Source organism: Pseudomonas sp. AC172 (genome assembly GCF_979258595.1).
The window spans coordinates 4186237-4210063 of the sequence record NZ_OZ409868.1; the positions used below are offsets into that span (position 1 = coordinate 4186237).

The 23827-nt window shown below is 59.5% G+C and carries 25 protein-coding genes and 1 riboswitch; of the genes, 11 read left to right on the forward strand and 14 right to left on the reverse strand.

The window, feature by feature from the left end:
• Positions 1–312 precede the first annotated feature (312 nt).
• Both ACZ0A4_RS18795 and ACZ0A4_RS18800 read right to left on the reverse strand, forming a co-directional pair.
• Complete coding sequence (locus ACZ0A4_RS18795) at positions 313–1995, reverse strand: fatty acid--CoA ligase (RefSeq protein ID WP_463575929.1); 1683 nt, start codon at positions 1993–1995, stop codon at positions 313–315.
• A gap of 146 nt (positions 1996–2141) precedes the next feature.
• Positions 2142–3326 (reverse strand): MFS transporter, encoded by a 1185-nt coding sequence (locus tag ACZ0A4_RS18800; protein WP_463575930.1) that lies wholly within the window; start codon positions 3324–3326, stop codon positions 2142–2144.
• Positions 3327–3410: 84 nt separating this feature from the next.
• Here ACZ0A4_RS18800 and ACZ0A4_RS18805 point away from each other — a divergent pair, with 84 nt between their 5' ends.
• Positions 3411–4175: an AraC family transcriptional regulator gene (locus tag ACZ0A4_RS18805; protein ID WP_463575931.1), complete on the forward strand. Its 765-nt coding sequence runs from the start codon at positions 3411–3413 to the stop codon at positions 4173–4175.
• 115 nt (positions 4176–4290) lie between these two features.
• Here ACZ0A4_RS18805 and ACZ0A4_RS18810 read toward each other — a convergent pair whose 3' ends face one another.
• Entirely contained in the window at positions 4291–4920 is a 630-nt protein-coding gene (locus ACZ0A4_RS18810) for a LysE family translocator (RefSeq protein WP_007912807.1), read from the reverse strand.
• 91 nt (positions 4921–5011) lie between these two features.
• Here ACZ0A4_RS18810 and ACZ0A4_RS18815 point away from each other — a divergent pair, with 91 nt between their 5' ends.
• From ACZ0A4_RS18815 to ACZ0A4_RS18825, 3 genes are all read left to right on the forward strand, one after another.
• The gene (locus ACZ0A4_RS18815; protein ID WP_463575932.1) at positions 5012–5977 is read left to right on the forward strand and encodes a 2-hydroxyacid dehydrogenase; all 966 of its coding nucleotides are present in this window, start codon (positions 5012–5014) and stop codon (positions 5975–5977) included.
• 32 nt (positions 5978–6009) lie between these two features.
• On the forward strand, positions 6010–7008 hold the full coding sequence (locus tag ACZ0A4_RS18820; protein WP_463575933.1) for a methyltransferase: 999 nt from the start codon (positions 6010–6012) through the stop codon (positions 7006–7008).
• A gap of 39 nt (positions 7009–7047) precedes the next feature.
• Positions 7048–7172: riboswitch (yybP-ykoY riboswitch) on the forward strand.
• Positions 7173–7259: 87 nt separating this feature from the next.
• Positions 7260–7844 (forward strand): TMEM165/GDT1 family protein, encoded by a 585-nt coding sequence (locus ACZ0A4_RS18825; RefSeq protein ID WP_007912813.1) that lies wholly within the window; start codon positions 7260–7262, stop codon positions 7842–7844.
• A gap of 125 nt (positions 7845–7969) precedes the next feature.
• Here the strand turns inward: ACZ0A4_RS18825 and ACZ0A4_RS18830 are convergent, their stop codons facing one another.
• A complete protein-coding gene (locus ACZ0A4_RS18830) occupies positions 7970–8788 on the reverse strand; it encodes a M48 family metallopeptidase (protein WP_463575934.1) in 819 nt (272 codons plus the stop codon).
• Between the two features lie 262 nt (positions 8789–9050).
• Here ACZ0A4_RS18830 and ACZ0A4_RS18835 point away from each other — a divergent pair, with 262 nt between their 5' ends.
• Entirely contained in the window at positions 9051–11192 is a 2142-nt protein-coding gene (locus ACZ0A4_RS18835; RefSeq protein WP_463575936.1) for a methyl-accepting chemotaxis protein, read from the forward strand.
• A 206-nt stretch (positions 11193–11398) separates the two neighbouring features.
• Here ACZ0A4_RS18835 and ACZ0A4_RS18840 read toward each other — a convergent pair whose 3' ends face one another.
• Genes ACZ0A4_RS18840 through ACZ0A4_RS18850 form a run of 3 tightly spaced genes read right to left on the reverse strand, consistent with a single transcriptional unit; the run spans position 11399 to position 12511 of the window.
• Positions 11399–12022, reverse strand: coding sequence for an SOS response-associated peptidase (locus ACZ0A4_RS18840; RefSeq protein WP_463575937.1), 624 nt, complete (start codon positions 12020–12022; stop codon positions 11399–11401).
• Between the two features lie 36 nt (positions 12023–12058).
• Complete coding sequence (locus ACZ0A4_RS18845) at positions 12059–12319, reverse strand: putative signal transducing protein (RefSeq protein ID WP_007912819.1); 261 nt, start codon at positions 12317–12319, stop codon at positions 12059–12061.
• 9 nt (positions 12320–12328) lie between these two features.
• Positions 12329–12511 carry a CPXCG motif-containing cysteine-rich protein gene (locus ACZ0A4_RS18850; protein ID WP_463575938.1) on the reverse strand — a complete coding sequence of 61 codons (183 nt, stop codon included), beginning with the start codon at positions 12509–12511 and terminating at the stop codon, positions 12329–12331.
• Positions 12512–12653: 142 nt separating this feature from the next.
• Here ACZ0A4_RS18850 and ACZ0A4_RS18855 point away from each other — a divergent pair, with 142 nt between their 5' ends.
• Positions 12654–13817: a 1-acyl-sn-glycerol-3-phosphate acyltransferase gene (locus tag ACZ0A4_RS18855; protein ID WP_463575939.1), complete on the forward strand. Its 1164-nt coding sequence runs from the start codon at positions 12654–12656 to the stop codon at positions 13815–13817.
• 61 nt (positions 13818–13878) lie between these two features.
• Here ACZ0A4_RS18855 and ACZ0A4_RS18860 read toward each other — a convergent pair whose 3' ends face one another.
• Entirely contained in the window at positions 13879–14157 is a 279-nt protein-coding gene (locus ACZ0A4_RS18860; protein WP_463575940.1) for a hypothetical protein, read from the reverse strand.
• 193 nt (positions 14158–14350) lie between these two features.
• Here ACZ0A4_RS18860 and ACZ0A4_RS18865 point away from each other — a divergent pair, with 193 nt between their 5' ends.
• On the forward strand, positions 14351–14557 hold the full coding sequence (locus ACZ0A4_RS18865; RefSeq protein WP_008083982.1) for a hypothetical protein: 207 nt from the start codon (positions 14351–14353) through the stop codon (positions 14555–14557).
• A gap of 243 nt (positions 14558–14800) precedes the next feature.
• Here ACZ0A4_RS18865 and ACZ0A4_RS18870 read toward each other — a convergent pair whose 3' ends face one another.
• Positions 14801–15385 carry a YajG family lipoprotein gene (locus ACZ0A4_RS18870; protein ID WP_008086137.1) on the reverse strand — a complete coding sequence of 195 codons (585 nt, stop codon included), beginning with the start codon at positions 15383–15385 and terminating at the stop codon, positions 14801–14803.
• A 204-nt stretch (positions 15386–15589) separates the two neighbouring features.
• Between ACZ0A4_RS18870 and ACZ0A4_RS18875 the strand changes: the two genes are divergently transcribed.
• Positions 15590–15823 (forward strand): hypothetical protein, encoded by a 234-nt coding sequence (locus ACZ0A4_RS18875; RefSeq protein WP_116031505.1) that lies wholly within the window; start codon positions 15590–15592, stop codon positions 15821–15823.
• A gap of 708 nt (positions 15824–16531) precedes the next feature.
• Positions 16532–18040, forward strand: coding sequence for a malate dehydrogenase (quinone) (gene mqo / locus ACZ0A4_RS18880; protein ID WP_463575941.1), 1509 nt, complete (start codon positions 16532–16534; stop codon positions 18038–18040).
• Between the two features lie 66 nt (positions 18041–18106).
• On the opposite strand, the gene ACZ0A4_RS18885 is transcribed toward mqo, so the two are convergent.
• From ACZ0A4_RS18885 to ACZ0A4_RS18895, 3 genes are all read right to left on the reverse strand, one after another.
• Entirely contained in the window at positions 18107–18394 is a 288-nt protein-coding gene (locus tag ACZ0A4_RS18885) for a PA4642 family protein (protein WP_463575942.1), read from the reverse strand.
• Between the two features lie 63 nt (positions 18395–18457).
• Positions 18458–18937 (reverse strand): hypothetical protein, encoded by a 480-nt coding sequence (locus ACZ0A4_RS18890; protein WP_463575943.1) that lies wholly within the window; start codon positions 18935–18937, stop codon positions 18458–18460.
• Between the two features lie 179 nt (positions 18938–19116).
• Positions 19117–19674 carry a hypoxanthine-guanine phosphoribosyltransferase gene (locus ACZ0A4_RS18895; RefSeq protein ID WP_463575945.1) on the reverse strand — a complete coding sequence of 186 codons (558 nt, stop codon included), beginning with the start codon at positions 19672–19674 and terminating at the stop codon, positions 19117–19119.
• A 162-nt stretch (positions 19675–19836) separates the two neighbouring features.
• Here ACZ0A4_RS18895 and upp point away from each other — a divergent pair, with 162 nt between their 5' ends.
• Complete coding sequence (gene upp, locus ACZ0A4_RS18900; RefSeq protein WP_007912842.1) at positions 19837–20475, forward strand: uracil phosphoribosyltransferase; 639 nt, start codon at positions 19837–19839, stop codon at positions 20473–20475.
• A 2-nt stretch (positions 20476–20477) separates the two neighbouring features.
• On the forward strand, positions 20478–21752 hold the full coding sequence (locus ACZ0A4_RS18905) for a uracil-xanthine permease family protein (protein ID WP_463575946.1): 1275 nt from the start codon (positions 20478–20480) through the stop codon (positions 21750–21752).
• A 102-nt stretch (positions 21753–21854) separates the two neighbouring features.
• Here ACZ0A4_RS18905 and hemH read toward each other — a convergent pair whose 3' ends face one another.
• Positions 21855–22880 (reverse strand): ferrochelatase, encoded by a 1026-nt coding sequence (gene hemH, locus ACZ0A4_RS18910; RefSeq protein ID WP_463575948.1) that lies wholly within the window; start codon positions 22878–22880, stop codon positions 21855–21857.
• A gap of 13 nt (positions 22881–22893) precedes the next feature.
• Positions 22894–23796, reverse strand: coding sequence for a TIGR01777 family oxidoreductase (locus ACZ0A4_RS18915; RefSeq protein ID WP_463575949.1), 903 nt, complete (start codon positions 23794–23796; stop codon positions 22894–22896).
• Positions 23797–23827 lie beyond the last annotated feature (31 nt).

Sequence of the window (23827 nt, forward strand, 5' to 3'; positions counted from 1 at the left end):
TTATGGCAGTGAGTACTTTTAAAAACGCCTGAAGGACCGGGTGCCAGAGACAGCCCGAAGTCACTCCAAAAATGCATCGCCCCGTTTTGTGCGTGTGCCCCGTTCTTAAAAATCCTTGAGCGGACTATAGCCAGCAGGTGGTACTGCTTGATCCCTCTAAAGTGTGATTTGCAGCTGCCGGCCACTCTGGAACAGTCCTTTCGCCAGTCCGACAGATGTCGGCACGGCAAGGATGGCCTAATTTTTCGATTTCACAAGCCAAGCGCTTGCTTGGTGGGTCTGGCGCGCCGTTTTCGGCGCGCCAGCAGACACTTAAAGTGTCGAGAGGAAGGTGCTGTTGTTGGCCTGCCATTCGGTGATGTCGAGGCGGATGCGCTTCTTGTCGAGCTTGCCGACACTGGTCTTGGGAATTTCGGTAACAAGGGCGATCTGACTCGGAATCGCCCACTTGCTCAGGTGCCCCAATTCCACGAACGGCTTGAGGTGTTCCTTGAGCTCGCGCGCCCCGATCACATGCCCTTCGCGGATCACCAGCAAGGCAAACGGGCGCTCGCCCCACTGCGGATCGGCGATGCCCACGACTGCTACTTCGCGTACCGCGACGTGACGGCTGATCAAGTCTTCGAGGTCCAGCGAGGAGATCCATTCGCCGCCGGTCTTGATCACGTCCTTGATGCGATCGCGGATGTCGATCACGCCCATGCTGTCGAGCGTGGCGACGTCGCCGGTGTGCAGCCAGCCGCCGGCCCACAACTCGGCGCCCTTCTGCGGTTCGTTGAAATACCCTTCGGTGAGCCACGGTGCGCGCAGCACCAGTTCGCCCTGGGTTTCGCCGTCGGCCGGAAGGAAGTTGCCGTCGCCGTCGACGATCGCCGCTTCCACCAGCGGCCCCGGCACACCGGCCTTGATCCGATAGGTGGTGCGTTCGTCTTCAGTGCCGGCCATCAACTCGTCATTGAGGTGCGCGCAGGAAACCAATGGCCCGGTTTCCGACATGCCGTAGGCCGCAGTGAGTTGAATACCACGGGCCTTGGCGGTTTCGTACAGAGTGCGATTGAGCGCACTGCCGCCGATGACGATCTTCCATCCACCGAAATCAGTGCCCTGCGCCCCTTTCGCGTTAAGCAGCATTTGCAGAATGGTTGGCACGCAGTGGGAGAAGGTGACCTTCTCTTTACGCCACAGCTCCACCAGAAACTCCGGATCATAGCGCCCCGGGTAAACCTGCTTGAGCCCGAGCATGGTCGCCACATACGGCAGACCCCAGGCGTGAACGTGGAACATCGGCGTGATCGGCATGTACACATCGTTGGTGCCAAGCAGGCGCACGCTGTCGATGGAGCCCATGATTGTCGACACGCCCATGGTGTGCAGCACCAGTTGCCGATGGGTGAAATACACGCCTTTCGGATTGCCGGTGGTACCGGTGGTGTAGAAGGTGGTAGCGACCGAGTTTTCGTCGAAGTCCTGGAAGTCGTATTGCGCACTGGCGGCGGCGAGCAGTTGCTCGTACTCGCCGACCAGATTCGGCAAGTCGGCAGTTTTCTCCGGCAGATCAGTCAGCAGCAGGGTGTTCTCGACCGAGGTCAGGTGCGGTGCGATCGCTTGATACAGGCCAACAAACTCGCTGTTGACCAGCACAAAGCGGTCCTCGGCGTGGTTCATGGTGTAGAGGATCTGCTCCGGCGACAGGCGCACGTTGATGGTGTGGATCACCGCGCCAATCATCGGTATCGCGAACATGCATTCCAGGTAACGGTGACTGTCCCAGTCCATCACCGCCACGGTGTCACCGGCCTTCACACCGGCCGCCGTCAACACGTTGGCCAACCGCGCCACGCGCTCGATCAGGGTCGGGTAGCTATAGCGAATCTGGTCACGGTAAACGATCTCGCGGGTTTTCTCGTAACGGGCGCCGGACATCAGCAGCCGTTTAATCAGCAATGGATACTGGTAGGCCCCATCGGCCGGGGGAATGACGCGAGTCTGCAACATAAGAATCCCTTTTCTGACTGCACGGTGTTGGCGTAGAGATTGGTACTCTAGAACCCTTATACGCCAGCCAAATCAGCCAAAGGAATGATTTGCAAAGCCGTACAAATGCTAGCTTTGCGCCAGCATTTGCCGGTTTTCATCATCGCTCAGGCGGTTTGTCCCACAGCCTCTTCAGAAGGCGTGCGTGGGAAAACCACCGCAGCGAGGAAGGTCAAAGCGCCGAAACCCGCAAGAATCAAGTACAGGCCTACGAAACCGTGGCGCGGTTCGACATAGGAAATCAGCGGAATCGCCGTCGCACTTGCACCGAACGATAAACAATAACGCAGGGCGAAGACCCGTGATTGCCATTGCGGGGCGACGAAGTTGGCGACCATCGCATCGTTGACGGTGACCTGACCGAACACCACGAACATGAACGCCGCACCGAGGGCGATTACCGCCCAGCCGTCGGCATAAGCCAGCGCGACCAACAGCGGCGCCTGGCACAGCGTCAGGACAATGAACGGCCATTTCAGGCTGAGCCGATGCAACACGCGACCAATGCTCAATTGCGCAACCGCACCGAAGGCATAGGCCAGACTGACCACCACGCCGAGGGTTTGCGGCGAGGCGAACAGCTCATGCAAACGTTCCTGAAACAGCTTCGGATAGGTCATGGTCGTGGCGTTGAACACCACGCCGCCGGTGGCCGTGGCCAACGCCAGCACGCCGAAAACCATCATCATCGAGATGCGCTGGCCGCCGGCGCCTTTGAGTGGAGTGTGCGAGCGTTTCGGAATCGGCTCCTCATGCACCTGCAAGGCAAAGCCAATCCCCAGCACAATCGCCACTGCGCCCGGTATCAGAAACGCCGAGCGCCAGCCGAATTGCGCCACCAGCAAGCCTGTGATCAACGCCGAAAACGCCACGCCAAGATTGCCCCACATGCCGTTGATGCCGATTTCGCGGCCACGGTTCTGCGCGTAAGCAACCAGCATCGCAGTGCCGACCGGGTGATAAATCGCCGCAAAAATACCGATCAGGGTCAGGCCGATCACCAGCATCGTCGGACTGTTACTCAGGCCGGTAAAAATTGCCGAGAGGCCAATGCCGAAGAAAAACACCAGCATCATCTGCCGCCGACTCCAGTGATCGCCGAGCCAACCGGCGGGTAGTGAACAGGCACCGAAAGCAATGAAACCTCCCAGCGACAAACCGATCAGCGTGGCGTAATCGAGGCCGAAAGCCTGGGTCATGCCGAGCACGGCGGCGGGAAAAATCAGCATGAACATGTGATCGATCACATGGGCGGCGTTGATGTAGCGGATGACATTACGGGATTGATTCATGGCGGCACGCTTTACCTTGTTGTGTACCGCTATGCTAAGTTGGCCGTAAAGCGCATTCCTGCCAAGCAAGTCATCAAACCAGACATGTTGATCAGCCACTTCGAACACGGCCCGGTAAGCGCCTACCCCCGGGATTACCTGGATCGCGCGCACCAGCCGTTGCATCTGCATCGTGAGGCGCAGTTGCTGTATGCCGTCAGCGGAATCATGCGCGTGGTCACTGCATCCGGCGCGTGGGTGATTCCACCGAGTCGTGCGGTATGGATTCCGCCAGAGGTGGCGCACGAGATTTTCATGAGTGGCGATGTGCAAATGCGCTCGCTGTTCATCGCTCCCGAGCTGTCACCGGGGAGCCTGCAGCAGTGTTGCGTGCTGGCAGTGACGCCGTTGTTGCGCGAGCTGATCCTGCGCGCCGTGCAAGGCCCGCCGCACGCCGACAATCCGTTGATTCAGCAATTGATGCTCGAAGAACTGGCCAGCCTGGAAGACCTGCCGCTGCATATCCCGATGCCCACTGACCGGCGCCTGCAAAACATCTGTCTGGCGCTGCTGCACACCCCGGATCACCCAAACACTTTGGAAGACTGGGCGCAGCAGGTCGGCGCCAGCTCACGGACATTGGCGCGGCTGTTCCAGCAACAACTACAGATGAATTTCAACGCTTGGCGCCAGCAATTGCGCCTGATGGAAGCCCTGCCACGCCTGCTCGCCGGGGACAGCGTGCAGTGTGTGGCGCGGGATCTGGGTTACGGCAGCGCGCGGGCGTTCAGCGCGATGTTTCGCCGTTTGCTTGGGGAAAATCCCCGCGAATATCTGAATACCCTGAGCAAGCTCAGCGAACTTGTGTAAGACCCTGTGGGAGCGAGCCTGCTCGCGAAAGCGGTCTTTCAGCCACCAATAATGTCAACTGACCCAACGCCTTCGCGAGCAAGCTCGCTCCCACAGTTTGATCGCGTTTCAGCTCTTAGTGCATCTCGGTAAACGCGATTTTCACGCCGAGAGCAATCAGCACCGCGCCCATGGTGCGATCAAACCAATGCCCCATGCGGGCGAAACCGGCACGTACCCGTTGCTGGCTGAACAGCATCGCCACCAGGCAGAACCAGATGGCCGTCGCGACAGCCAGATAAATCCCGTAACCGGCCTGCACCGCCAGCGGCGTATGCGGGTTGATCACCACGGTGAACAACGACAGGAAGAACAGCGTGGCTTTCGGATTCAAACCATTGGTCACGAAACCCGAGGTGAACGCGCCGCGTGCGGTACGCACGCCGGCTTCTTTATGCAGATCGTCGGTCACGGTTTTCGCCGGCTGCGCACGCAAGGCTTTGAAACCGATGTACAGCAGATAAGCCGCAGCCGCCCACTTCAAGGCGTTGAACAGCACAATCGATTGCGACACGATCAGGCCGATGCCGAGCAACGAATAACCGACATGCAGGAAAATCGCCGTGCCCACACCCAGTGCGGTCCAGGTGCCGGCGCGACGCCCGTGGGTCACGCTCTCGCGCACCACCACGGCAAAGTCCGGGCCAGGGCTGGCCACGGCCAACAGATGGATCAGTGCAACGGTCAAGAACTCGGTCCAGTACATGGGGGCTCCTTTCGGCCAAGCGTATCAATTTGTTTCATCTGGTAGGCTCGGCAGATTACGCCCAACGCTCACAGCACAAAAGGTACAGTTGATGACGAACACGCGCCGCGCGGTATTCCTTGATCACCCTTCGCTGGATCTCGGCGACCTCGACCTCAATCCATTGCGCGAATGTTTCAGCGATTTGCACCTGTTCGCCCAGACCTTGCCCGAGCAGGTTGCCGAGCGCCTGCAAGGTGCCACCGTGGCGATCAGCAACAAGATCCTGATCGATGCTGCCGCCATGGCTGCCAACCCCGATCTGAAACTGATCCTGATCACCGCCACCGGCACCAACAACGTCGACCTCGCCGCGGCGCGCGCGCAGGGCATCACCGTGTGCAACTGCCAGGGTTACGGCACGCCGTCAGTGGCGCAGCACACGATCATGCTGCTGCTCAACCTCGCCACCCGGCTGGCCGATTACCAGAAGGCCGTCGGCGAAGGTCGTTGGCAGCAGGCCAAACAGTTCTGCCTGCTCGACTACCCGATTGTCGAACTGGAGGGCAAAACCCTCGGCTTGCTCGGTCATGGCGAACTCGGCGGCGCCGTGGCGCGACTGGCCGAAGCGTTCGGCATGCGTGTGTTGCTCGGGCAGATTCCCGGGCGCCCTGCTCGCCCGGATCGTTTGCCGCTGGATCAACTGCTGCCGCAAATCGACGCCCTCACCCTGCACTGCCCGCTCAACGAACACACTCGCCATTTCATCGGTGCCCGCGAGTTGGCCTCGATGAAGCCAGGTGCGTTCGTGGTCAACACCGCACGTGGCGGCCTGATCGATGAACAGGCGCTGGTCGATGCTTTGCGCAATGGCCACCTCGGCGGCGCGGCTACCGATGTGTTGAGCGTCGAGCCGCCGACCCAGGGCAATCCGTTGCTCGCGGTGGACATCCCACGCCTGATCGTTACCCCGCACAACGCTTGGGGCAGCCGCGAGGCACGCCAGCGCATCGTCGGCCAATTGACCGAAAACGCTCAGGCGTTCTTCAGCGGTAAGGCGCTGCGGGTCGTCAGTTGATAAACTGCGGCACTTTTTTTTGAGGAGCAGTTATGGATCCGCGCAGTGAAGTACTGCTTCGTCAGCCCGAGTTGTTTCAAGGTTCGTTGTTGCTGGCCGGTTTGCCCGCCGACGATTTGCTTGGACGCCTGCCGAACGCATTCGGCTGGTGCTGGCATGCCGGCGATCAAGCCGCGCTGGACGCCCGTTTCGAAGGCCGCAGCCATTTCGGCGTGAATGTTCCCGAGCGCGAGTTCGACAGCGCTGTGGTGTTCCTGCCCAAGTCCAAGGATCTGACCGATTACATCCTCAACGCCGTGGCTTCACGCCTGGCCGGGCGCGAAGTGTTTCTGGTCGGGGAAAAACGCAGCGGCATCGAGGGCGCGTCCAAGCAGCTCAACCCGTTCGGCAAGCCGCGCAAACTCGACAGCGCGCGTCACTGCCAGCTCTGGCAAGTCACTGTGGCCAATGCCCCGGAAGCCAAGTCGCTGGAAAGCCTGGCGCAGACCTATGAATTGCCTTTGGCCGAAGGCCCGCTGAAAGTCATCAGCCTGCCGGGCGTGTTCAGCCACGGTCGCCTGGATCGCGGCAGCGCCCTGCTGCTGGAGCATCTGGACAAACTGCCGAGCGGCCACCTGCTCGACTTCGGTTGCGGCGCTGGCGTGTTGGGCGCTGCGGTCAAACGTCGCTACCCGCACAATCAGGTCACGCTGCTCGATGTCGATGCGTTCGCCGCCGCCAGCAGCCGTCTGACGCTGGCTGCCAACGGCCTGGAAGCCGAAGTGTTGACCGGGGACGGGATCGACGCTGCGCCGATGGGTTTGAACGCGATTCTGAGCAACCCGCCGTTTCATGTCGGCGTGCACACCGATTACTTAGCTACCGAAAATTTGCTGCGAAAAGCGGCCAAACATCTGAAAAACGGCGGCGAACTGCGCTTGGTGGCGAACAGCTTCCTTAAGTATCAACCGCTGATCGAAGAACATCTTGGCGTGTGTGCGATCAAGGCGGAAGGCAATGGTTTCCGGATTTACCGGGCCAAGCGCGGCTGAAAATTTGTTCTTGCCCAAACGGATTTGCCTAGGCAGAATCCGCTCCGTCCTAGGGGAGTAGTCTCCCACGAGCGCCAAGCTCGTCCGGCATACGTCAACATACTTGATCCTCAGATCATGGCGTATGCGACCCAAGCGTCCGCAGCAGACGGTTCGCAGGGTTTGACAAGACCTATGACACGCACACCTTACCCGGGGCGGGAAGGCTGTACGTGTCATAGCCGTGTCGACCCGCCCCTTAGGAAATCCTGATGCTGGACTCGTTACTCGTTCCCACCGCAATCGTTGCCTTGGCCGAAATCGGCGACAAGACGCAACTGCTCGCGCTGATTCTCGCCGCTCGCTTCCGCAAACCCTGGCCGATCATTGCCGGTATTGTCGCCGCGACCCTGGCCAACCACGCAGCAGCCGGTGCGGTAGGCGCCTGGTTCGGCAGTTTCTTCTCGAATGCGACGCTGCACTGGATTCTCGCCGCGAGCTTTACGGCCACGGCGCTGTGGACACTGGTGCCGGACAAAATGGACGACGATGAAACCAGCACCGCGCGCAAGTTCGGGCCGTTCCTGACCACACTGATTGCATTCTTCCTGGCAGAAATGGGTGACAAGACTCAGGTCGCGACGGTGATGCTCGCGGCGCAATACCCGGATCTGTGGCTGGTGATTATCGGTACGACGGCGGGCATGTTGATTGCCAACGTGCCGGTGGTATTGGCGGGTAACTTTGCTGCGGACAAATTGCCGCTGACCTTGATCCGTCGCCTCGCGGCATCGGCGTTCATGATTCTGGCCATCGTAGCGGTGTACAAGGCGATGCAGAGCAGTGGCTGGGTTTAACCCTGCCGACGCCGCTCGTTCCCACGCTCTGCGTGGGAATGCAGCCGGGGACGCTCTGCGTCCCTTTTGGAACACGGAGCGTCCCTTGAGGCATTCCCACGCAGAGCGTGGGAACGATCATCGACTCAGGACTTCGGGGCCTGTTCGTACAGCGGCATAACCTTCGGAATCGCCGCCTGCAACGAGGCAATCCGGCTGGCCGAGGCCGGGTGGGTACTCATGAATTCCGGCGGCGAGCCTTCCGAAGCCTTGCTCATCTTGTTCCACAACGTGATCGCGGCATTCGGGTTGTAGCCGGCGCGTGCGGCCAGTTCCAGGCCGATCAGATCGGCTTCGTTTTCGTTGGCGCGGCTGTTCGGCAGGGTCATGCCGTAGTTGGCCACGGTGTCGGCCAGCGCCAGACTGTCCTGACCCAGCCCCAGCAACGCACCCGCGCCCTGCTTGGCCATTTCAATCCCGTAAGCCTTGGACATTGCTTCACGACCGTGCTCGCGCAGGGCGTGGGCAATTTCATGGCCCATGACCGCAGCGATTTCATCATCGGTGAGCTTCAGGCTGTCGATCAGCCCGGTGTAGAAAATGATCTTGCCGCCCGGCCCGCAGTTGGCGTTGAGTTCGTCGCTCTTGATCAGATTGACCTCCCACTGCCATTGCGCCGCATCCGGACGGAAGTTCGGTGCCTGGGCGATCAGGCGGTTGGCAATCGCCTGAACCCGCTTGGCCTCGGGACTGGTCTTGTCCAGCACACCTTTGCTGGAGGCCTCGCCGACGGTCTTCTGATACGACTGGGCATACATCTGGTCGACCTCTTGCGAGGACAGCATGCTGAACATGTACTGCTTGCGCTCCACCCCCACGGCGCCGCCGCTGGTGGTGTTGACCGACTGACAACCGACCAGCAACAGCGCTGCGCTCAGTGCACTTACAACCAATGTCTTGTTCATTCAAAAGCTCCCTGAAAACCTGCGCGTATCCTAGGCGGGTAATTGTATCGACGCCAGATACAACGGACGTGATGCAACGACTTTCAGACGTTTCCCACCAGAGCTGTCGTAAAAAATTCACAGCGACTGCCAAGCCCCGTGCAACTGCGTCGCGCACTGATCCATTTGCGACATCGGCTTTCAATTGCACCGGCTCGCACTCATGGCCCAATGCTGCCTGCCGATACATCAGCGCAGACGTCCTCTTGCGTGCGGAGCTCCCATGAAGTTCAAGTCGATCCAGTTTTCTGTTGCCGCCCTGGCCGGTGCCATCGTTCTCAGCGTGGTGGCAGCGCTGGTGCTGTACGCGCTGTTTGCCGGCGCCCGCACGCAAGAGATGGTGCAGCAGCGCACTCAGGCGCAGTTTGAGCAAGTCATCGAACAGCGCCTGACTTCGCTGGCACACACCCAGGTCAACCAGATCCAGCGCGAACTCGAAGCGCCGCTGCTGATTGCCGGCGCACTGGTGCGGGTCAACGCCCTGCTCGGCACGCCGGGCACCGATGGCCAGCCGCGCCTGAGCGTCAGCCGCGAGCAACTGATCAGCCTGATCAAAGAAAACGTCGAAAAGAACCCGAAGATTCTCGGCACTTACATCGGCTGGGAAAAGAACGCACTGGACCACAATGACGCGGCCTACGTCGGCACCAGCGTTGTGGGCATCGATTCCGCCAACGGGCGCTTCCTACCGTGGTGGTTCCGCAACGACGACGGCAGCCTCGGCCTCGACAAACTGGTCGACGTCGACGACCAGAAGACGCTGTCCACCGGCGTGCGCGCCAGCGAGTACTACTTGTGCTCGAAAGAGAGCAAAAAAGCCTGTGTGATCGATCCGGCGCCGTACAAGGTCGGCGACAAGATCGTCATGCTCGCCTCTTTTATTGAACCGATCATGCTCAACAGCGCCTTCCAGGGCATCGTCGGTGCTGACCTGTCGGTGAACTTCATCCAGGAAATGCTCCTCGCTGCCAACCAGAAGCTCTACAGCGGCGCCGGGCAAATGGCCCTGATCGGCAGCAACGGCCGGATCGTTGCCTACACCAAGGACGCCAGCAAGTTCGGCGAAAAAGTCAGCGATATCCTCGACGCCGAGCAGATCGGCAACCTGGCTGATCTCAAGCGCGGTGAAGTGACTTACTCGGTCAACAAGGATAAGGGCCGCATCGAGTTGTACCTGCCGTTCGGCATCGGCCAGACCGACGCGCGCTGGACGTTGATGCTGCAACTGCCGCTCAACGCGGTGATGGCGGATCTGCAAAAGCTACAGGCCGATCTGGATGCTCAGCGTAAATCCGACACCTTCGGCATGGCCATGGTCGGTCTGCTCATCGCCGGCCTCGGCTTGCTGGTGATCTGGCTGGTCGGCCACGGCATCGCCCGACCGCTGAAGCAGATGGTCGCCATGCTCAATGACATTGCTCAGGGTGAAGGTGATCTGACCCGACGCTTGAGCAGTGATCGCAGCGATGAATTGGGATCGATCGCCAAGGGCTTCAACACCTTTTTGGCCAAATTGCAGGCGATGATCACGCAAGTAGTGACGTCGGTGCAGAGTGTCAGCGATTCTTCGGAACACACCGCTGACATCGCGATTCGCACCAACATCGGTATTCAGAAACAAATGGCCGAGATCGATCAGGTCGCCACGGCGGTGCAGGAAATGACCGCCACCGCGCAGGATGTCGCGCGTAACGCGACGCAGGCGGCACAAGCGGCCAGCCATGCTGATCAAGCGGCGAGTCAGGGCATGCAGATCGTCCGCGATACGTCCAATTCGATCGGCGTACTGGCCGTGGAAATCGGCAAGGCGGTAGGCGTAGTGCAAACGCTGGCCAAGGACAGCGAGAACATCAATGCGATCCTCACGGCGATTCGCGGGATTGCCGAGCAGACCAATTTGCTCGCCTTGAACGCGGCAATTGAAGCGGCACGTGCAGGTGAGCAAGGTCGCGGCTTTGCCGTGGTCGCCGACGAGGTGCGCAATCTGGCGCAGAAAACCCAGAAGGCTACCGAAGAAATCCAGACCATGATCCAGCAACTGCAACAGGGCACGCGCGACGTGGTGCGGGTCATGGAAGACAGCCAGAACCGCACCGACGAAAGCGTGCAGCACGCGGCGAAAGCGGCCGAGGCGCTGGAGACGATTACCCAGGCGGTGTCGGTGATCAACGACATGAACACGCAGATTGCCAGTGCGGCGGAAGAACAGAGTGCAGTGGCCGATGACATTAACCGTAACGTGATCAATATCGGGCAAGTGGCCAATGAAGTGGCGGGCGGTGCGGATGAGTCGAGTTCAGCGAGTGCCGATTTGACCAAACTGGCAGAGCAGCAGCGGCGGTTGATCAATCAGTTCAAGGTCTGAAAAGCGAGAAGCCCCTCACCCTAACCCTCTCCCAGAGGGAGAAGGGACTGATTGGAAGATATTTCAGAATGACACCGACCTGAAAGATCTTCACTGAATCCATAATCGACTCGATGCATCAGGTCGGTGAATCGCTCAAGACAACTCGGTCGGTCCCCTCTCCCCCCGGGAGAGGGCTAGGGTGAGGGGCTTTTGATCCAAATGCTTTAACCCGGGGTCAGGCACTCCGGCCCGTTGAGCTTGGGATCATTGATCAGATTCGCCAACACCCGCTCGCGCAGCACCGCCGGCTCACTGGCCAGCAACCCCTGCAACACATGCAACGGCGTCTCGGGATCAAGCCACGCCGCCTGCCCTGCTTCATCAAGGATCAACGGCCGGCGCTGACTCGACGCCGGCTGGGTAATCACCGCCGTACTCAACCAAACCTGCTCCTGAACCGGATAAGCCTCCCAGATCGCCGCAAAAAACAGTGACGAGCCCTCCCCCGGTGTCAGCCAGTACGGCCGCTTGCGCTGGGTCCCGCGCCACTCGTAAAAACCGTTCGCCGGCAGCAGGCAGCGACGCTGGCGCAGTGCCTCACGAAACATAGGTTGCTCAGCCACGGTTTCCGCACGGGCATGCGCCGGCGTCTTCGACAAATCGGTCAGCCACGGCGGCGTCAGCCCCCAACGGGCGCGGGCCAGTGTGCGCGCACCGTCTTCACCTGCACGCAGCATCAACACCGAATCATTGGGGGAAATGTTCCACTGCGCCTGCTGATCGGCGGGAAAACCTGGCAGGGCCGCGAAATCGCGGTTCCAGCGAAACAGGGCATAACGTCCACACATGGGGCAACACGACTCTGAAGTAAAACGAAGCTCAGCCTAACAGACCAGCGTTCCGGGGAAGCTCTCCGGTTCATCGCCGGGCAGCGGCAGCGCGGCATTGTACGCGGTGATCAGCTCGCGGGCGTATTCAGCCTGGTCGTTATCGACGGACAGTCCCAGCAGACCGAAAATCGGCAATTCGCCCGTACCACCGAGCAAATCGCGGCCAATCAAATGCGCCTCGATGCCTTCGCTGGCGAGCATGCCCTTGAGCATTTCACCTTCCATCAGGTTTTCCGGCTCGTAAATTCGCTGCATGGGCGCCCCTTATTCGTTCTCGCTGAAAACTTCCAGAAACCAGTCCTCTCCATGGACCTGCAACACGAACGTGATTGGCCGACAACACACCTGACAGTCCTCGATGTAGGTCTGATCGCCGCCGGAAAGGTCCACTGACGTCTCGACCGTTTCACCACAATAAGGACATTCGTATTCAGCGGCTTCCAGCATCGCGGTCTCCCAAGTGACTTGTGCGTATAATCGCCGGTCTATTTGCAGGGCTATTTTTGTCTGGCTACTTTTTCAGACCGTGCCCCGCGGGTTTTCGATCAAAACCTTTACTTACCCTAGCCGTTTCCAACAAGAGAGCATGATGGGCGAATTCGATGCCATCCGACCTTACGACGACAGCGAAGTACCTGTGGTACTGGCAAGACTGCTCGGCGACAAGGCGTTTCTAGATATCCTCACCCACTTCCGCTTCCCGCGTTTTGCCGGTGCCTTCGGCTGGATGCTCAAACCACTTATAGCCCATCGGCTGCGTCGTGAGTTCGCCGACGTGACCTCGGTGGCGACGTTGCAGGACAAGGTCGAGTCCTACGTCGACCACACCATTGAGCGCGCCACCGACGGCGTGACCTACACCGGTGTCGAGCAATTCAAGTCCGGCAGCGCTTATCTGTTCATCGCCAACCACCGCGATATCGTGATGGACCCGGCCTTCGTCAACTACGCCGTGTACCACGCCGGCCTGCCGACGCCGCGCATCGCGATTGGCGACAACTTGCTGCAAAAACCGTTTGTCAGCGATCTGATGCGTTTGAACAAGAGCTTTATCGTGCACCGCTCGATCACCGGCCGTCGCGAGAAAATGGCCGCGTATCAACTGTTGTCGGCGTACATCAACCACTCGATCCGCAACGATTGCGCCTCGATCTGGATTGCTCAGGCCGAAGGCCGGGCGAAGGACGGCGACGACCGCACCGAGTCGGCGATCCTCAAGATGTTCCATATGAGCCGCAAGGATGAGCCGTTCGGTGAAGTCATCCGCTCGCTGAACGTCACCCCGGTGTCGATCAGCTACGAATACGACCCCTGCGATCAGGCCAAGGCCCGTGAGCTGTACATCCGCGCCACCACCGGCACCTACGCGAAAGCGCCGGGCGAGGATGACGTGAGCATCGCCAAGGGCATCACTGGCTACAAAGGGCGCGTGCATGTGAACTTTGCTGCGCCGATCACTGAGCTGTTTGAAGACACCAAGCAATTGGCGGTCGAAATGGACAAGCAGATTCTTGGCGGTTACCGGTTGTTCCCGGTGCACTACCTGGCGTACGCACAGTGGACTGATGCTGACCCGCAGTTGAATGTGCCGAAGGCTGCCGAGGTGTTCCCGGCGGATGAACTGGCCAAGGCGCAGGAAGAATGGCAGGAACGGCTGGATGCGTGCCCTGAAGAGCACCGTCCGTATCTGGTTCTGCAATATGCGACGCCGGTGCGTAATCAGTACCGGGTCAAGGCTGGGTTGCCGCTGTAAGCGGTTTCCAGCAGACGCAAAAACGGCGCCTTCGGGCGCCGTTTTTTTATGCCGGAAGCTTTCAGAAGCGGGTGCTGATCCAGGAGACGATCAGGGCCAGGCCCAGGCAGGCAAAACCAAAACGATAGAAAAACCGGTTCATGCGCAAGGTCGCCCAATCCAGTATCGGCTCGGCTTTCGGCTGCGCCTGACGCTGGGCGGCGATGCTGGCCATCGCGCGCTGTTCACGGCGGCGGGTGGCGTGCAGCAGCCAACTGCCCGGAAACGCCAACAACAACGCCAGCAAGTTGATCAACTTGGCGGGATGGGCGGTAAACAGTGTCATCAAGTGCAACGACATCACAGACCTCTATCTAAACCGGTGTGGCAGACGCCAGATCGGCGACTGCGGCGCGGATTCTACCGAAACCTTGCAGCCCTGCCCCAGCCTTTGCGACAAATTACCTGATAATCGACCGATGGCTGTCCTGTGTCACGGCATCGTCATGTGGATGGGCCACCCTGCGCGCCTCGAAACACACATGGAACGCGACATGCTTCACGCTGAAAACCAGGATCGCCTTTATCTCATTACCCCTTACGACGAACAGCAAAGCCTCGTCGGCAGTCTCGCTTTTAACGTTCAGGATCGCCATTGGCTGGTGTATTGCGCGCTCGGCGGGCATCAGCATGCGGATTTGCCGGAGACGGATTTGCTGACGGGCGTTAGCGTGCTCGACTTCTATTCCCAGGCTGCCTAAAAGCAAAAGCACCCTCACCCTAGCCCTCTCCCGGAGGGAGAGGGCTAGGGTGAGGGTGCTTTTCGAGGTGCATCGACCTGAAGGTTCGAGGTGAATGTAGATCTCAAGAACAACACAGATCGGCTCCCTTCCCCCTCGCCCCCTTTGGGGGAGAGGGCTGAGGTGAGGGGGTTACGATTTCAGGTCCCACAAAAAAGCCCGGGCTCATCGCTGATCCCGGGCTTTTTCACATCCGCCGAAAACTTACTCAGCCAGCACCTGACCCACCGTCGGATCCTTGAACAGACGCGTCAGCGCATCGCTCAACACATCGCTGACCAGTTTGGTGTTGGTTTCCTGGTTCGGCGCCATGCCGAAACGCTGGTCCAGCGACGCACCGTAACGGCCGCTGTAACGGCGGTTGGCGTTTTGCACGTCTGAGCGGAAGGTCGCGCCGATGGTGGCTTCAGTCACGTACATGCCTTCTTTCGGCGACTGATACTTCAGCTCGGCCAGAGTCACGGTCAACTGCGGCGCGTTCGGCGCGTTGTTGGTCGGGGTGAAACCGAGCAGACGCACGGCGGCTTCAGCCTGAGCCTGCAGCTTCGGCAGGATCTGCTCGCGCTGCACGGTGATGGCGCTGGTTTCCGGGTACAGACCGCCACGCGTGCCCAAAGTTGGCGACGGACGACCGTCTACTACACGCACAACAACAGGCTGACCACGGCCGACCGCTGGCAGCTGAGTGGTCAGCTTCGGCTCCGGGTTCAGTTGTTGCGGGCTGTGGGCGCAGCCGGCCAGGGTCAAACCGGCCACAGTGATCAAACCGAACAACAGGCGTTGCAACATGCTCTTCTCTCCAGAATCAGGCACAAACAGGCCGGCAGTATAGCGGTGGGCCACTGCGGGTAACCAGCGCCCGACAGTGAATACTGAAATGTCTGACAAACCCGTGGGAAAGCGGTTCCTGTCACAGATTATTCACCCGGCATACACGTTCACGTCACGGCGCTTTGACAACCTTGTAATCAGTCCCCCACAAGGTACTCAACCATGCGTTATCTGATCTCGTTGTTCGCGCCACGCCCGCTGCACCGCAGCTTCGCCCTGCTCGACCGTAACGGCCATTGCCAGGCTTTCAAGCAGTGCAGCCTGCAGCCGATGGGTGACGGCTGGGTGGAAATCGAAGAAATCCGCCTCCACTGGTTGCACCAGCCACTGCCCGCCAGCGCCCGCGTCATAGCGTCGCAGCCCCGTGCACGGGTGCAAGCGATGTTGAGCATCTGACCGGATGCCTAATAAAAGTCATTAAACACGAGCAACTGCCCGCATTTCTTCGATACAATCTCCCCCCGATTATAAGGACGTCTCCTGATCGGGCCCCGCAACAGCGTCAATGCGCATGCATTTGACATCAAAATCGCCCACAGAGAGCCGCCCACACAGATCGAGTGAAGTTGGCGCGCTTGCCTGTTCTTCCGGCAAAAACCCCGCTTTTCGCGAATCTGCAGAGCTGTCATGACGCTCGGCCACCGCGTTGTTTTTGCCCTCGGGCAAGGTGCCAGGCCTGGACAGCCCTTTTTTGAGGTTCACGTCTTCAAAAGAGCGTGAAAAAAACGGGTTTTCACAACTTCACAAGAGTGTGGCGAGCAAATGAAAAGTTTTGCGTCTGAACATGCACCATTAGCGTCTGAAACAGCCCAACGACACAGGACCGGGTACACCTCGAATATCGGAGCCTGAAGCCTGTCCGCTACGGATTTGGTTGCACAAAAACGGATGTCTCGACCATAAGTCGAATTGCCAGCTGCGTGCTGAAATGAGTTCATGGAGCTCTTGAAGCCAGGCCGCATACATCCGTCGAAGTTGCGAAAAATTGCGAAGATTCGGACATGGCGAACCTGACCACGGATAGCCCGGACATCACTGACCTGTCCCGGAACGCCTGGCAGCCATGCCGACAATTTGGTGCTGCAGATTTTGGAGACGCGTTAAATGGCGCATAACGAAGCAGTCGACGTAGTTCTGGTTGGGGCGGGCATCATGAGTGCCACCCTGGCAGTACTGCTCAAAGAGCTCGACCCCGCGATCAAGCTGGAAGTCGTCGAGCTGATGGATTCCGGTGCTGCGGAGAGTTCCAACCCATGGAACAACGCCGGTACCGGTCACGCCGGCCTGTGCGAGCTGAACTACACGCCGCAAGCCGCCGATGGCACCGTCGACATCAAGAAAGCCGTACACATCAACACCCAGTTCGAGGTTTCGAAGCAGTTCTGGTCGTACCTGACCAGGAAAGGCACTTTCGGCTCGTGCAAATCCTTTATCAGCCCGGTGCCACACCTGAGTTTCGTCCAGGGCGACAGCGGCGTGTCTTTCCTCAAATCGCGCTTCGACGTGTTGAGCAAGCACCACGCCTTCGCAGACATGGAGTACACCGAAGACAAGGCCAAGATGGCCGAGTGGATGCCACTGATGATGCCGGGCCGCGCGCAAGACGAAGTGCTCGCCGCGACCCGCGTGATGAACGGTACCGACGTCAACTTCGGCGCCCTGACCAATCAGTTGCTCAAGCACCTGACCAGCGCTCCGGACACGCAAGTCAAATACTGCAAGCGCGTCACTGGCCTCAAGCGTAACGGTGACGGCTGGACCGTCAGCATCAAGGACGTCAACAACGGCAACACCCGTGAAGTCGACGCCAAATTCGTCTTCCTCGGCGCGGGCGGCGCGGCGCTGCCGTTGCTGCAAGCTTCGGGTATCGAAGAAAGCAAAGGCTTCGGCGGCTTCCCGATCAGCGGCCAGTGGCTGCGTTGCGACAACCCGGAAGTGGTCAAACACCACCAGGCCAAGGTTTACAGCCAGGCGGCCGTGGGTTCGCCACCGATGTCGGTGCCGCACCTCGACACCCGCGTGGTCGATGGCAAGAAGTCCCTGCTGTTCGGGCCATACGCCGGTTTCACCACCAAGTTCCTCAAGCACGGCTCCTTCATGGACCTGCCGCTGTCGGTTCGCGCCGGCAACATCGGGCCGATGCTGGCCGTGGCGAAAAACAACATGGACCTGACCAAGTACCTGGTCAGCGAAGTGATGCAATCGATGGAACAGCGTCTGGATTCCCTGCGCCGTTTCTACCCGGAGGCGAAAGCCGAAGACTGGCGCCTGGAAGTGGCCGGCCAACGGGTACAGATCATCAAGAAAGACCCGAAAAAGGGCGGCATCCTGCAGTTCGGTACCGAACTGGTGTCGGCCAAGGACGGCTCCCTTGCTGCCCTGCTCGGCGCTTCGCCGGGAGCATCGGTGACCGTTTCGATCATGCTGGAATTGATCGAGAAGTGCTTCCCGGCCAAGGCCAAGGGTGAGTGGGCCGGCAAACTCGCCGAGATCTTCCCGGCCCGTGAAAAGGTCCTGGAAACCGATGCTGCGCTGTATCGCAAGATCAACACGCAGAACAACATCGCGCTGGAACTGGTTGAAGAAAGCAGCGAGACCCCAAGCTACGCTTGATCTTGCCGCATAAAAAACGCCCCGATCGGGGCGTTTTTTTATGGCCTTTGATCTTGTCTCTCGACCTTAACCGCGGGACTTTTCGATCAGTTCGATGTAGTCCGGGGCGTTGCGCTGATCGGCGATCAGCTCAACGAAGGTCTTGCCCTGCTCGTCTTTGCCATCAACGTCATAACCCGCCGCGACGAAGAAGCCCAGAAAGCGCTCGAAGTCATCGATACGCAGGCCACGGTAAGCCTTGATCAGTTTGTGCAGCGACGGCGAAGTGGCGTCGACCGGCTCAAAATCGAGGAACAGCTTGATCTGCTCATCGCCGATCTCGTCACCAATCACTTGTTTCTTATCTTTACGCATTGCCGACTCCAGCTCGCAGACATGACACGGGGCGGGCAGTTTACCCCTGCCCGGCCGCCCGGCTCAACGCGATCGCACCGCACCGGTGTGCAAATCGGCCCAGATATGGCCGTTGGCGTAACTGAGGAATTGCACATACACGGTGTCATTGCGCAGCAGATCGATGATCACGCGGTATTGGGCCTGTGGATAAAACAGTGTCAGAGTTTTGCTTTTGTCGTCGTAGATCGGCTTTTTCAGGCTTTTGCTTTCGCCGTCGAAATTGACCAGTACCTGGGTGATCGTCGCGCCCTTGTTCAGGGATTTGCCTTTGAGGCGGATCATCAGCGGCGACGTGACCGGAATCGGCTGCTGATTGGACTGGCGTTGTGCGCCGACGACCACGGAATAATCGGTGACCTGCATGAGTTGCTGCTGCTCGGGCTCGGCATCGCGTACGGTCAGATCGTCCGGCGGCAGGAACTGGCTGTGCATCGGCGCGGCGGAAAGAGGCAGGCAGAAGATCAGTGAAAACGCGGCGAGGCTGCGGATCAAGAGGCGCATGACAGGCTCCGGAGGGCGGGGCCGAGCACTCTAGCATGGGGAATGCGGATGGATCAGCACACACAAAACAACTGTGGGAGCGAGCCTGCTCGCGAAGGCAATTCACATTCAACACTTATGTTGAATGAAAGATCGCTTTCGCGAGCAGGCTAGCTCCCACAGGGGATAGTGCCGGGGTCTTACATGCCTTTTACGGCAAAGATCCCGTTGGCGTTGCGCCAGTAGCCTTTGTAATCCATGCCGTAACCGAAGATGTAACGGTCGATGCATGGCAGGCCGACGAAATCGGCTTTCAGGTCAGGACGCGCCTTGCGGTCGTGGTCCTTGTCGATCAGCACGGCGGTGTGCACTTTGCGCGCGCCGGCGTGTTTGCAGAAGTCGATGATCGCGCCGAGGGTGTGACCTTCGTCGAGGATATCGTCGATGATCAGCACGTCGCGATCAATGAACGAGACTTCCGGCTTGGCTTTCCAGAACAGGTCGCCGCCGCTGGTTTCGTTGCGATAACGGGTCGCGTGCAGGTAGGACGCTTCCAGCGGGAATTGCAGATGCGTCAGCAGCTTGCCGGAGAAAATCAGTCCGCCGTTCATCACGCAGAACACTACCGGGTTGCAGTCGGCCAGTTGTTCGTTGATTTGTGCACCGACGCGGGCAATGGCGGCCTCGACTTCAGCTTCGGTGTACAGGCAGTCAGCCTCTCGCATGATTTGACGGATATGCTCGAGATCAGCGGACATGGCGCTCTCCAGGGGTGGCGGAATTGGAAAAGCGGGCAAAGGTACGCATCCATTGAGGCCGAATCAAGCCTTTATGGACTAACGTACAGAATGTCCTATAGGACATCACCCTCGGATAGATTAATCTAGGCCGGTTTTTTTGCCCGCCGCCGGAGTTTTTCCATGCCCATCCTCGAGATCCGCCATCCGCTGATCCGTCATAAACTCGGCCTGATGCGCCGCGCCGATATCAGCACCAAGAACTTCCGTGAGCTCGCTCAGGAAGTCGGCGCCCTGTTGACCTATGAAGCTACAAAAGATTTGCCGCTGGAGTCCTACGATATTGCAGGCTGGTGCGGCACCGTGTCGGTCGAGAAGATCGCCGGCAAGAAGATCACCGTCGTGCCGATCCTGCGCGCCGGTATCGGCATGCTAGAAGGCGTGCTGAGCCTGATCCCGGGTGCCAAGGTTTCCGCTGTGGGTGTCGCCCGCAACGAAGAAACCCTGCAAGCGCACACCTACCTGGAAAAACTGGTTCCGGAAATCGACGAACGGTTGGCGATGATCATCGACCCGATGCTCGCCACCGGCAGCTCGATGGTTGCGACCATCGACCTGCTGAAAAAGGCTGGTTGCAAAGATATCCGCGCGATGGTGCTGGTTGCCGCGCCGGAAGGCATTGCTGCCGTCGAAAAAGCTCACCCGGACGTGACCATCTACACCGCGTCCATCGATGAGCGCTTGAACGAGCACGGTTACATCATCCCTGGACTTGGCGACGCCGGTGACAAGATCTTCGGCACCAAGCAGAAGGACGCGTAACCATGCAGCAAGAGTTCAACGATCCGCTCTGGCGCACGGTGCTGTCCGGCGCCCAGATGCTGTTCGTGGCTTTCGGCGCTCTGGTGCTGATGCCGCTGATCACGGGCCTGGACCCGAACGTGGCACTGTTTACCGCGGGTTTAGGGACGATTCTGTTCCAGATCGTCACCGGGCGTCAGGTGCCGGTGTTTCTGGCGTCGAGCTTCGCTTTCATCACCCCGATCATTCTCGCCAAGGGCCAGTTTGGCCTCGCGGCGACCATGGGCGGTGTGATGGCGGCCGGTTTCGTCTACACCTTCCTCGGCCTGGCCGTGAAGATCAAAGGCACCGGTTTTATCGACCGTCTGCTGCCGCCGGTGGTGATTGGCCCGGTGATCATTTCCATCGGTCTGGCCATGGCGCCGATTGCCGCAAACATGGCGATGGGCAAGGCTGGCGACGGTTCTGAACTGATCCATTATCAGACCGCAATGCTGATCTCGATGCCGGCGCTGCTGACCACGTTGATCGTGGCGGTGTTCGGTAAAGGCATCTTCCGCCTGGTGCCGATCATCTCTGGCGTACTGGTCGGTTTTGGTATGGCGTTCTATTTCGGCGTGGTCGACACGGCTAAGATTGCCGCAGCGCCATGGTTTGCGATTCCGCACTTCACTGCGCCGGAGTTCAACTGGCAGGCGATTCTGTTCATCGTTCCGGTGGCCTTGGCGCCGGCCATTGAGCACATCGGTGGCGTGATTGCCGTGGGTAGTGTGACCGGTCGTGACTATCTGAAGAAGCCAGGCCTGCATCGCACCCTGCTCGGTGACGGCATTGCTACCACCGCTGCCGGGATGTTCGGTGGTCCGCCGAACACTACTTACGCCGAAGTGACGGGCGCAGTGATGCTGACCAAGAACTACAACCCGAAAATCATGACCTGGGCGGCGATCTTCGCCATCAGCCTGGCCTTCATCGGCAAGTTCGGCGCGCTGCTGCAGAGCATTCCGGTGCCAGTGATGGGCGGGATTTTGTGCTTGCTGTTTGGCTCGATCGCGGCGGTGGGCATGAACACCCTGATTCGCCACAAGATCGATCTGGGCGAGGCGCGCAATCTGGTGATCGTTTCGGTAACACTGGTGTTCGGGATTGGCGGTGTGCTGGTCGGCACCGGCACCGGTCCGGACGACTTCGGCCTCAAAGGCATCGCGCTGTGCGCGGTGGTGGCGATTGCGCTGAACCTGATTCTGCCGGGCAATGATGGCTGGAAGAACAAGAAGGCGGATGAGCCGCTGATCTGAACCTTTAGATCTTCATCGCCTGACAGATAGCTTTCGCGAGCAGGCTCACTCCTACAAGGTCAACGCAATACCTGTAGTAGTGAGCCTGCTCGCGATTTGCTTTCAGAGCGCCAGCGGTGCTCTTTCGCAGAGGGTCGCCAAGGCCTTCGCCCATTGCCGGTCATCGTTCAGACACGGCACCAGCACCAATTCCTCGCCCCCCGCTTCGCGGAACTGTTCCTTGCCGCGATCACCAATCTCTTCCAGCGTCTCGATGCAATCGGCAACAAACGCCGGGCACATCACCAGAAGCTTCTTCACACCGCTTTTACCCAGCTCATCCAGGCGCGCTTCGGTGTACGGCTCGATCCACTTTGCCCGACCCAGACGCGACTGAAACGACACCGACCATTTGCCCTCCGGCAGGCCCATGCGCTCAGCAAACAAGGCCGCGGTACGCAAGCACTGCGCGCGATAACAGGTCGCCAATACCGCAGGCGCGGCGTTCTTGCAGCAGTCGTCACTCTTGAAGCAATGATTGCCGGTCGGATCGAGTTTGGTCAGGTGCCGCTCGGGCAAACCGTGGAAGCTCAGCAACAGGTGATCGAAATCCTGCTGCAGATGCGGTCGGGCGCTTTCGACCAACGCATCGAGGTATTCCGGTTGATCGTAGAACGGTTGCAGCACCGACAGTTGCACATCGAGCTTGTTCTGCCGGATCACCCGTTTCGCTTCTTCGATCACCGTGGTTGTGGTGCTGTCAGCGAACTGCGGATACAGCGGCGCCAGCGTGATGCGCTTGTGCCCCGCCGCCACCAGCTTCAGCAAGCAGGTTTCAATCGACGGTTCGCCGTATCGCATGGCCAGCTCTACCGGGCCGTGAGTCCACTGCGAGGTCATCTGCTGCTGCAGACGACGACTGAGCACCACCAGCGGTGAACCCTCGTCCCACCAGATCGAGGCATAGGCATGTGCCGATTGCTCGGGGCGTTTGATCAGGATCAGCGACACCAGCAAACGCCGCACCGGCCACGGCAGGTCGATCACGTACGGGTCCATCAGGAATTGATTGAGGTAGCTGCGCACATCGGCCAGTGAGGTTGAGGCCGGGGAACCCAGATTGACCAGAAGCAAAGCGTGATCGGTCATGCAACGTCCTATTTCAGAGGCGGCTGGAGAGATCGTCCAGAGCCGCGCGTAAATCCGTGAACTGGAAAGTGAAACCCGCTTCCAGCAAGCGTGCCGGCATAGCCTTCTGGCCGCCGAGCAACAACAAAGACATCTCGCCGAGGCCGACCTTCAGTGCCAGAGTCGGCATCGGCATGAACGCCGGGCGGTGCAGAACGCTGCCCAGCGTCTTGGCAAATTCGCGATTGCGCACCGGTTGCGGCGCGCACGCATTATAAGGACCACTGGCCTGCTCGCGGTGCAGAAGAAAATCAATCAAGGCGATTTGATCGTTGATATGAATCCACGGCATCCACTGCCGACCATTGCCCAAAGGCCCGCCCAGGCCGAGTTTGAACGGCAACAGCAAGCGCGACAAAAAGCCGCCCTCGGCCGACAGCACCAGGCCCGTTCGCACCAGTACCACGCGGATGCCTTGTGCCTCGGCACGCTGTGCGGTTTCCTCCCAGGCAATACACAACTGACTGGCGAAATCGTCGATCACCGGCGGCGAATCTTCGGTCAGTTCGCGCTCACCGCCGTCGCCGTACCAGCCGATCGCCGAACCGGAAATCAGCAATGCCGGTCTCTGCGTGCGGGTTTCAAGCCACGCCAACAGCGTTTCCGTCAGCGTGATGCGGCTGCTCCACAGCAACGCTTTGCGTCGGTGCGTCCACGGCCGATCGGCAATTGGTGCGCCGGCCAGATTGATGATCGCGTCGACAGGCTCTTCGCCAATATCTTCCAGACGCGCAATGCCACGCACCTGCGCACCACAGTTTTTCGCGACTTTTTCCGGTTTGCGGCTCCACACCGTCAGGCGATGGCCCTGCTCTGACCAATGTCGGCAGAGCTGACGTCCTATCAAACCAGTACCGCCGGTCAGCAATATGTGCATGACATCTTCCTCGCGTAGCGTTTAACCCGGA

Excerpts from the sequence above, each read along its gene's own strand:
- ACZ0A4_RS18795 (WP_463575929.1), bottom strand. The coding sequence starts at position 1,995 with ATGTTGCAGACTCGCGTCATTCCCCCGGCCGATGGGGCCTACCAGTAT.
- ACZ0A4_RS18895 (WP_463575945.1), bottom strand. The coding sequence starts at position 19,674 with ATGTCCGCTGATCTCGAGCATATCCGTCAAATCATGCGAGAGGCTGAC.
- ACZ0A4_RS18820 (WP_463575933.1), top strand. The coding sequence starts at position 6,010 with ATGGATCCGCGCAGTGAAGTACTGCTTCGTCAGCCCGAGTTGTTTCAA.
- ACZ0A4_RS18905 (WP_463575946.1), top strand. The coding sequence starts at position 20,478 with ATGCAGCAAGAGTTCAACGATCCGCTCTGGCGCACGGTGCTGTCCGGC.
- ACZ0A4_RS18865 (WP_008083982.1), top strand. The coding sequence starts at position 14,351 with ATGCTTCACGCTGAAAACCAGGATCGCCTTTATCTCATTACCCCTTAC.
- ACZ0A4_RS18885 (WP_463575942.1), bottom strand. The coding sequence starts at position 18,394 with ATGCGTAAAGATAAGAAACAAGTGATTGGTGACGAGATCGGCGATGAG.
- ACZ0A4_RS18845 (WP_007912819.1), bottom strand. The coding sequence starts at position 12,319 with ATGCAGCGAATTTACGAGCCGGAAAACCTGATGGAAGGTGAAATGCTC.
- ACZ0A4_RS18855 (WP_463575939.1), top strand. The coding sequence starts at position 12,654 with ATGGGCGAATTCGATGCCATCCGACCTTACGACGACAGCGAAGTACCT.
- ACZ0A4_RS18800 (WP_463575930.1), bottom strand. The coding sequence starts at position 3,326 with ATGAATCAATCCCGTAATGTCATCCGCTACATCAACGCCGCCCATGTG.
- ACZ0A4_RS18915 (WP_463575949.1), bottom strand. The coding sequence starts at position 23,796 with ATGCACATATTGCTGACCGGCGGTACTGGTTTGATAGGACGTCAGCTC.
- ACZ0A4_RS18825 (WP_007912813.1), top strand. The coding sequence starts at position 7,260 with ATGCTGGACTCGTTACTCGTTCCCACCGCAATCGTTGCCTTGGCCGAA.
- ACZ0A4_RS18830 (WP_463575934.1), bottom strand. The coding sequence starts at position 8,788 with ATGAACAAGACATTGGTTGTAAGTGCACTGAGCGCAGCGCTGTTGCTG.
- hemH (WP_463575948.1), bottom strand. The coding sequence starts at position 22,880 with ATGACCGATCACGCTTTGCTTCTGGTCAATCTGGGTTCCCCGGCCTCA.
- ACZ0A4_RS18840 (WP_463575937.1), bottom strand. The coding sequence starts at position 12,022 with ATGTGTGGACGTTATGCCCTGTTTCGCTGGAACCGCGATTTCGCGGCC.
- mqo (WP_463575941.1), top strand. The coding sequence starts at position 16,532 with ATGGCGCATAACGAAGCAGTCGACGTAGTTCTGGTTGGGGCGGGCATC.
- ACZ0A4_RS18835 (WP_463575936.1), top strand. The coding sequence starts at position 9,051 with ATGAAGTTCAAGTCGATCCAGTTTTCTGTTGCCGCCCTGGCCGGTGCC.
- ACZ0A4_RS18815 (WP_463575932.1), top strand. The coding sequence starts at position 5,012 with ATGACGAACACGCGCCGCGCGGTATTCCTTGATCACCCTTCGCTGGAT.
- ACZ0A4_RS18890 (WP_463575943.1), bottom strand. The coding sequence starts at position 18,937 with ATGCGCCTCTTGATCCGCAGCCTCGCCGCGTTTTCACTGATCTTCTGC.
- ACZ0A4_RS18810 (WP_007912807.1), bottom strand. The coding sequence starts at position 4,920 with ATGTACTGGACCGAGTTCTTGACCGTTGCACTGATCCATCTGTTGGCC.
- ACZ0A4_RS18875 (WP_116031505.1), top strand. The coding sequence starts at position 15,590 with ATGCGTTATCTGATCTCGTTGTTCGCGCCACGCCCGCTGCACCGCAGC.
- ACZ0A4_RS18860 (WP_463575940.1), bottom strand. The coding sequence starts at position 14,157 with ATGTCGTTGCACTTGATGACACTGTTTACCGCCCATCCCGCCAAGTTG.
- ACZ0A4_RS18870 (WP_008086137.1), bottom strand. The coding sequence starts at position 15,385 with ATGTTGCAACGCCTGTTGTTCGGTTTGATCACTGTGGCCGGTTTGACC.
- ACZ0A4_RS18850 (WP_463575938.1), bottom strand. The coding sequence starts at position 12,511 with ATGCTGGAAGCCGCTGAATACGAATGTCCTTATTGTGGTGAAACGGTC.
- ACZ0A4_RS18805 (WP_463575931.1), top strand. The coding sequence starts at position 3,411 with ATGTTGATCAGCCACTTCGAACACGGCCCGGTAAGCGCCTACCCCCGG.
- upp (WP_007912842.1), top strand. The coding sequence starts at position 19,837 with ATGCCCATCCTCGAGATCCGCCATCCGCTGATCCGTCATAAACTCGGC.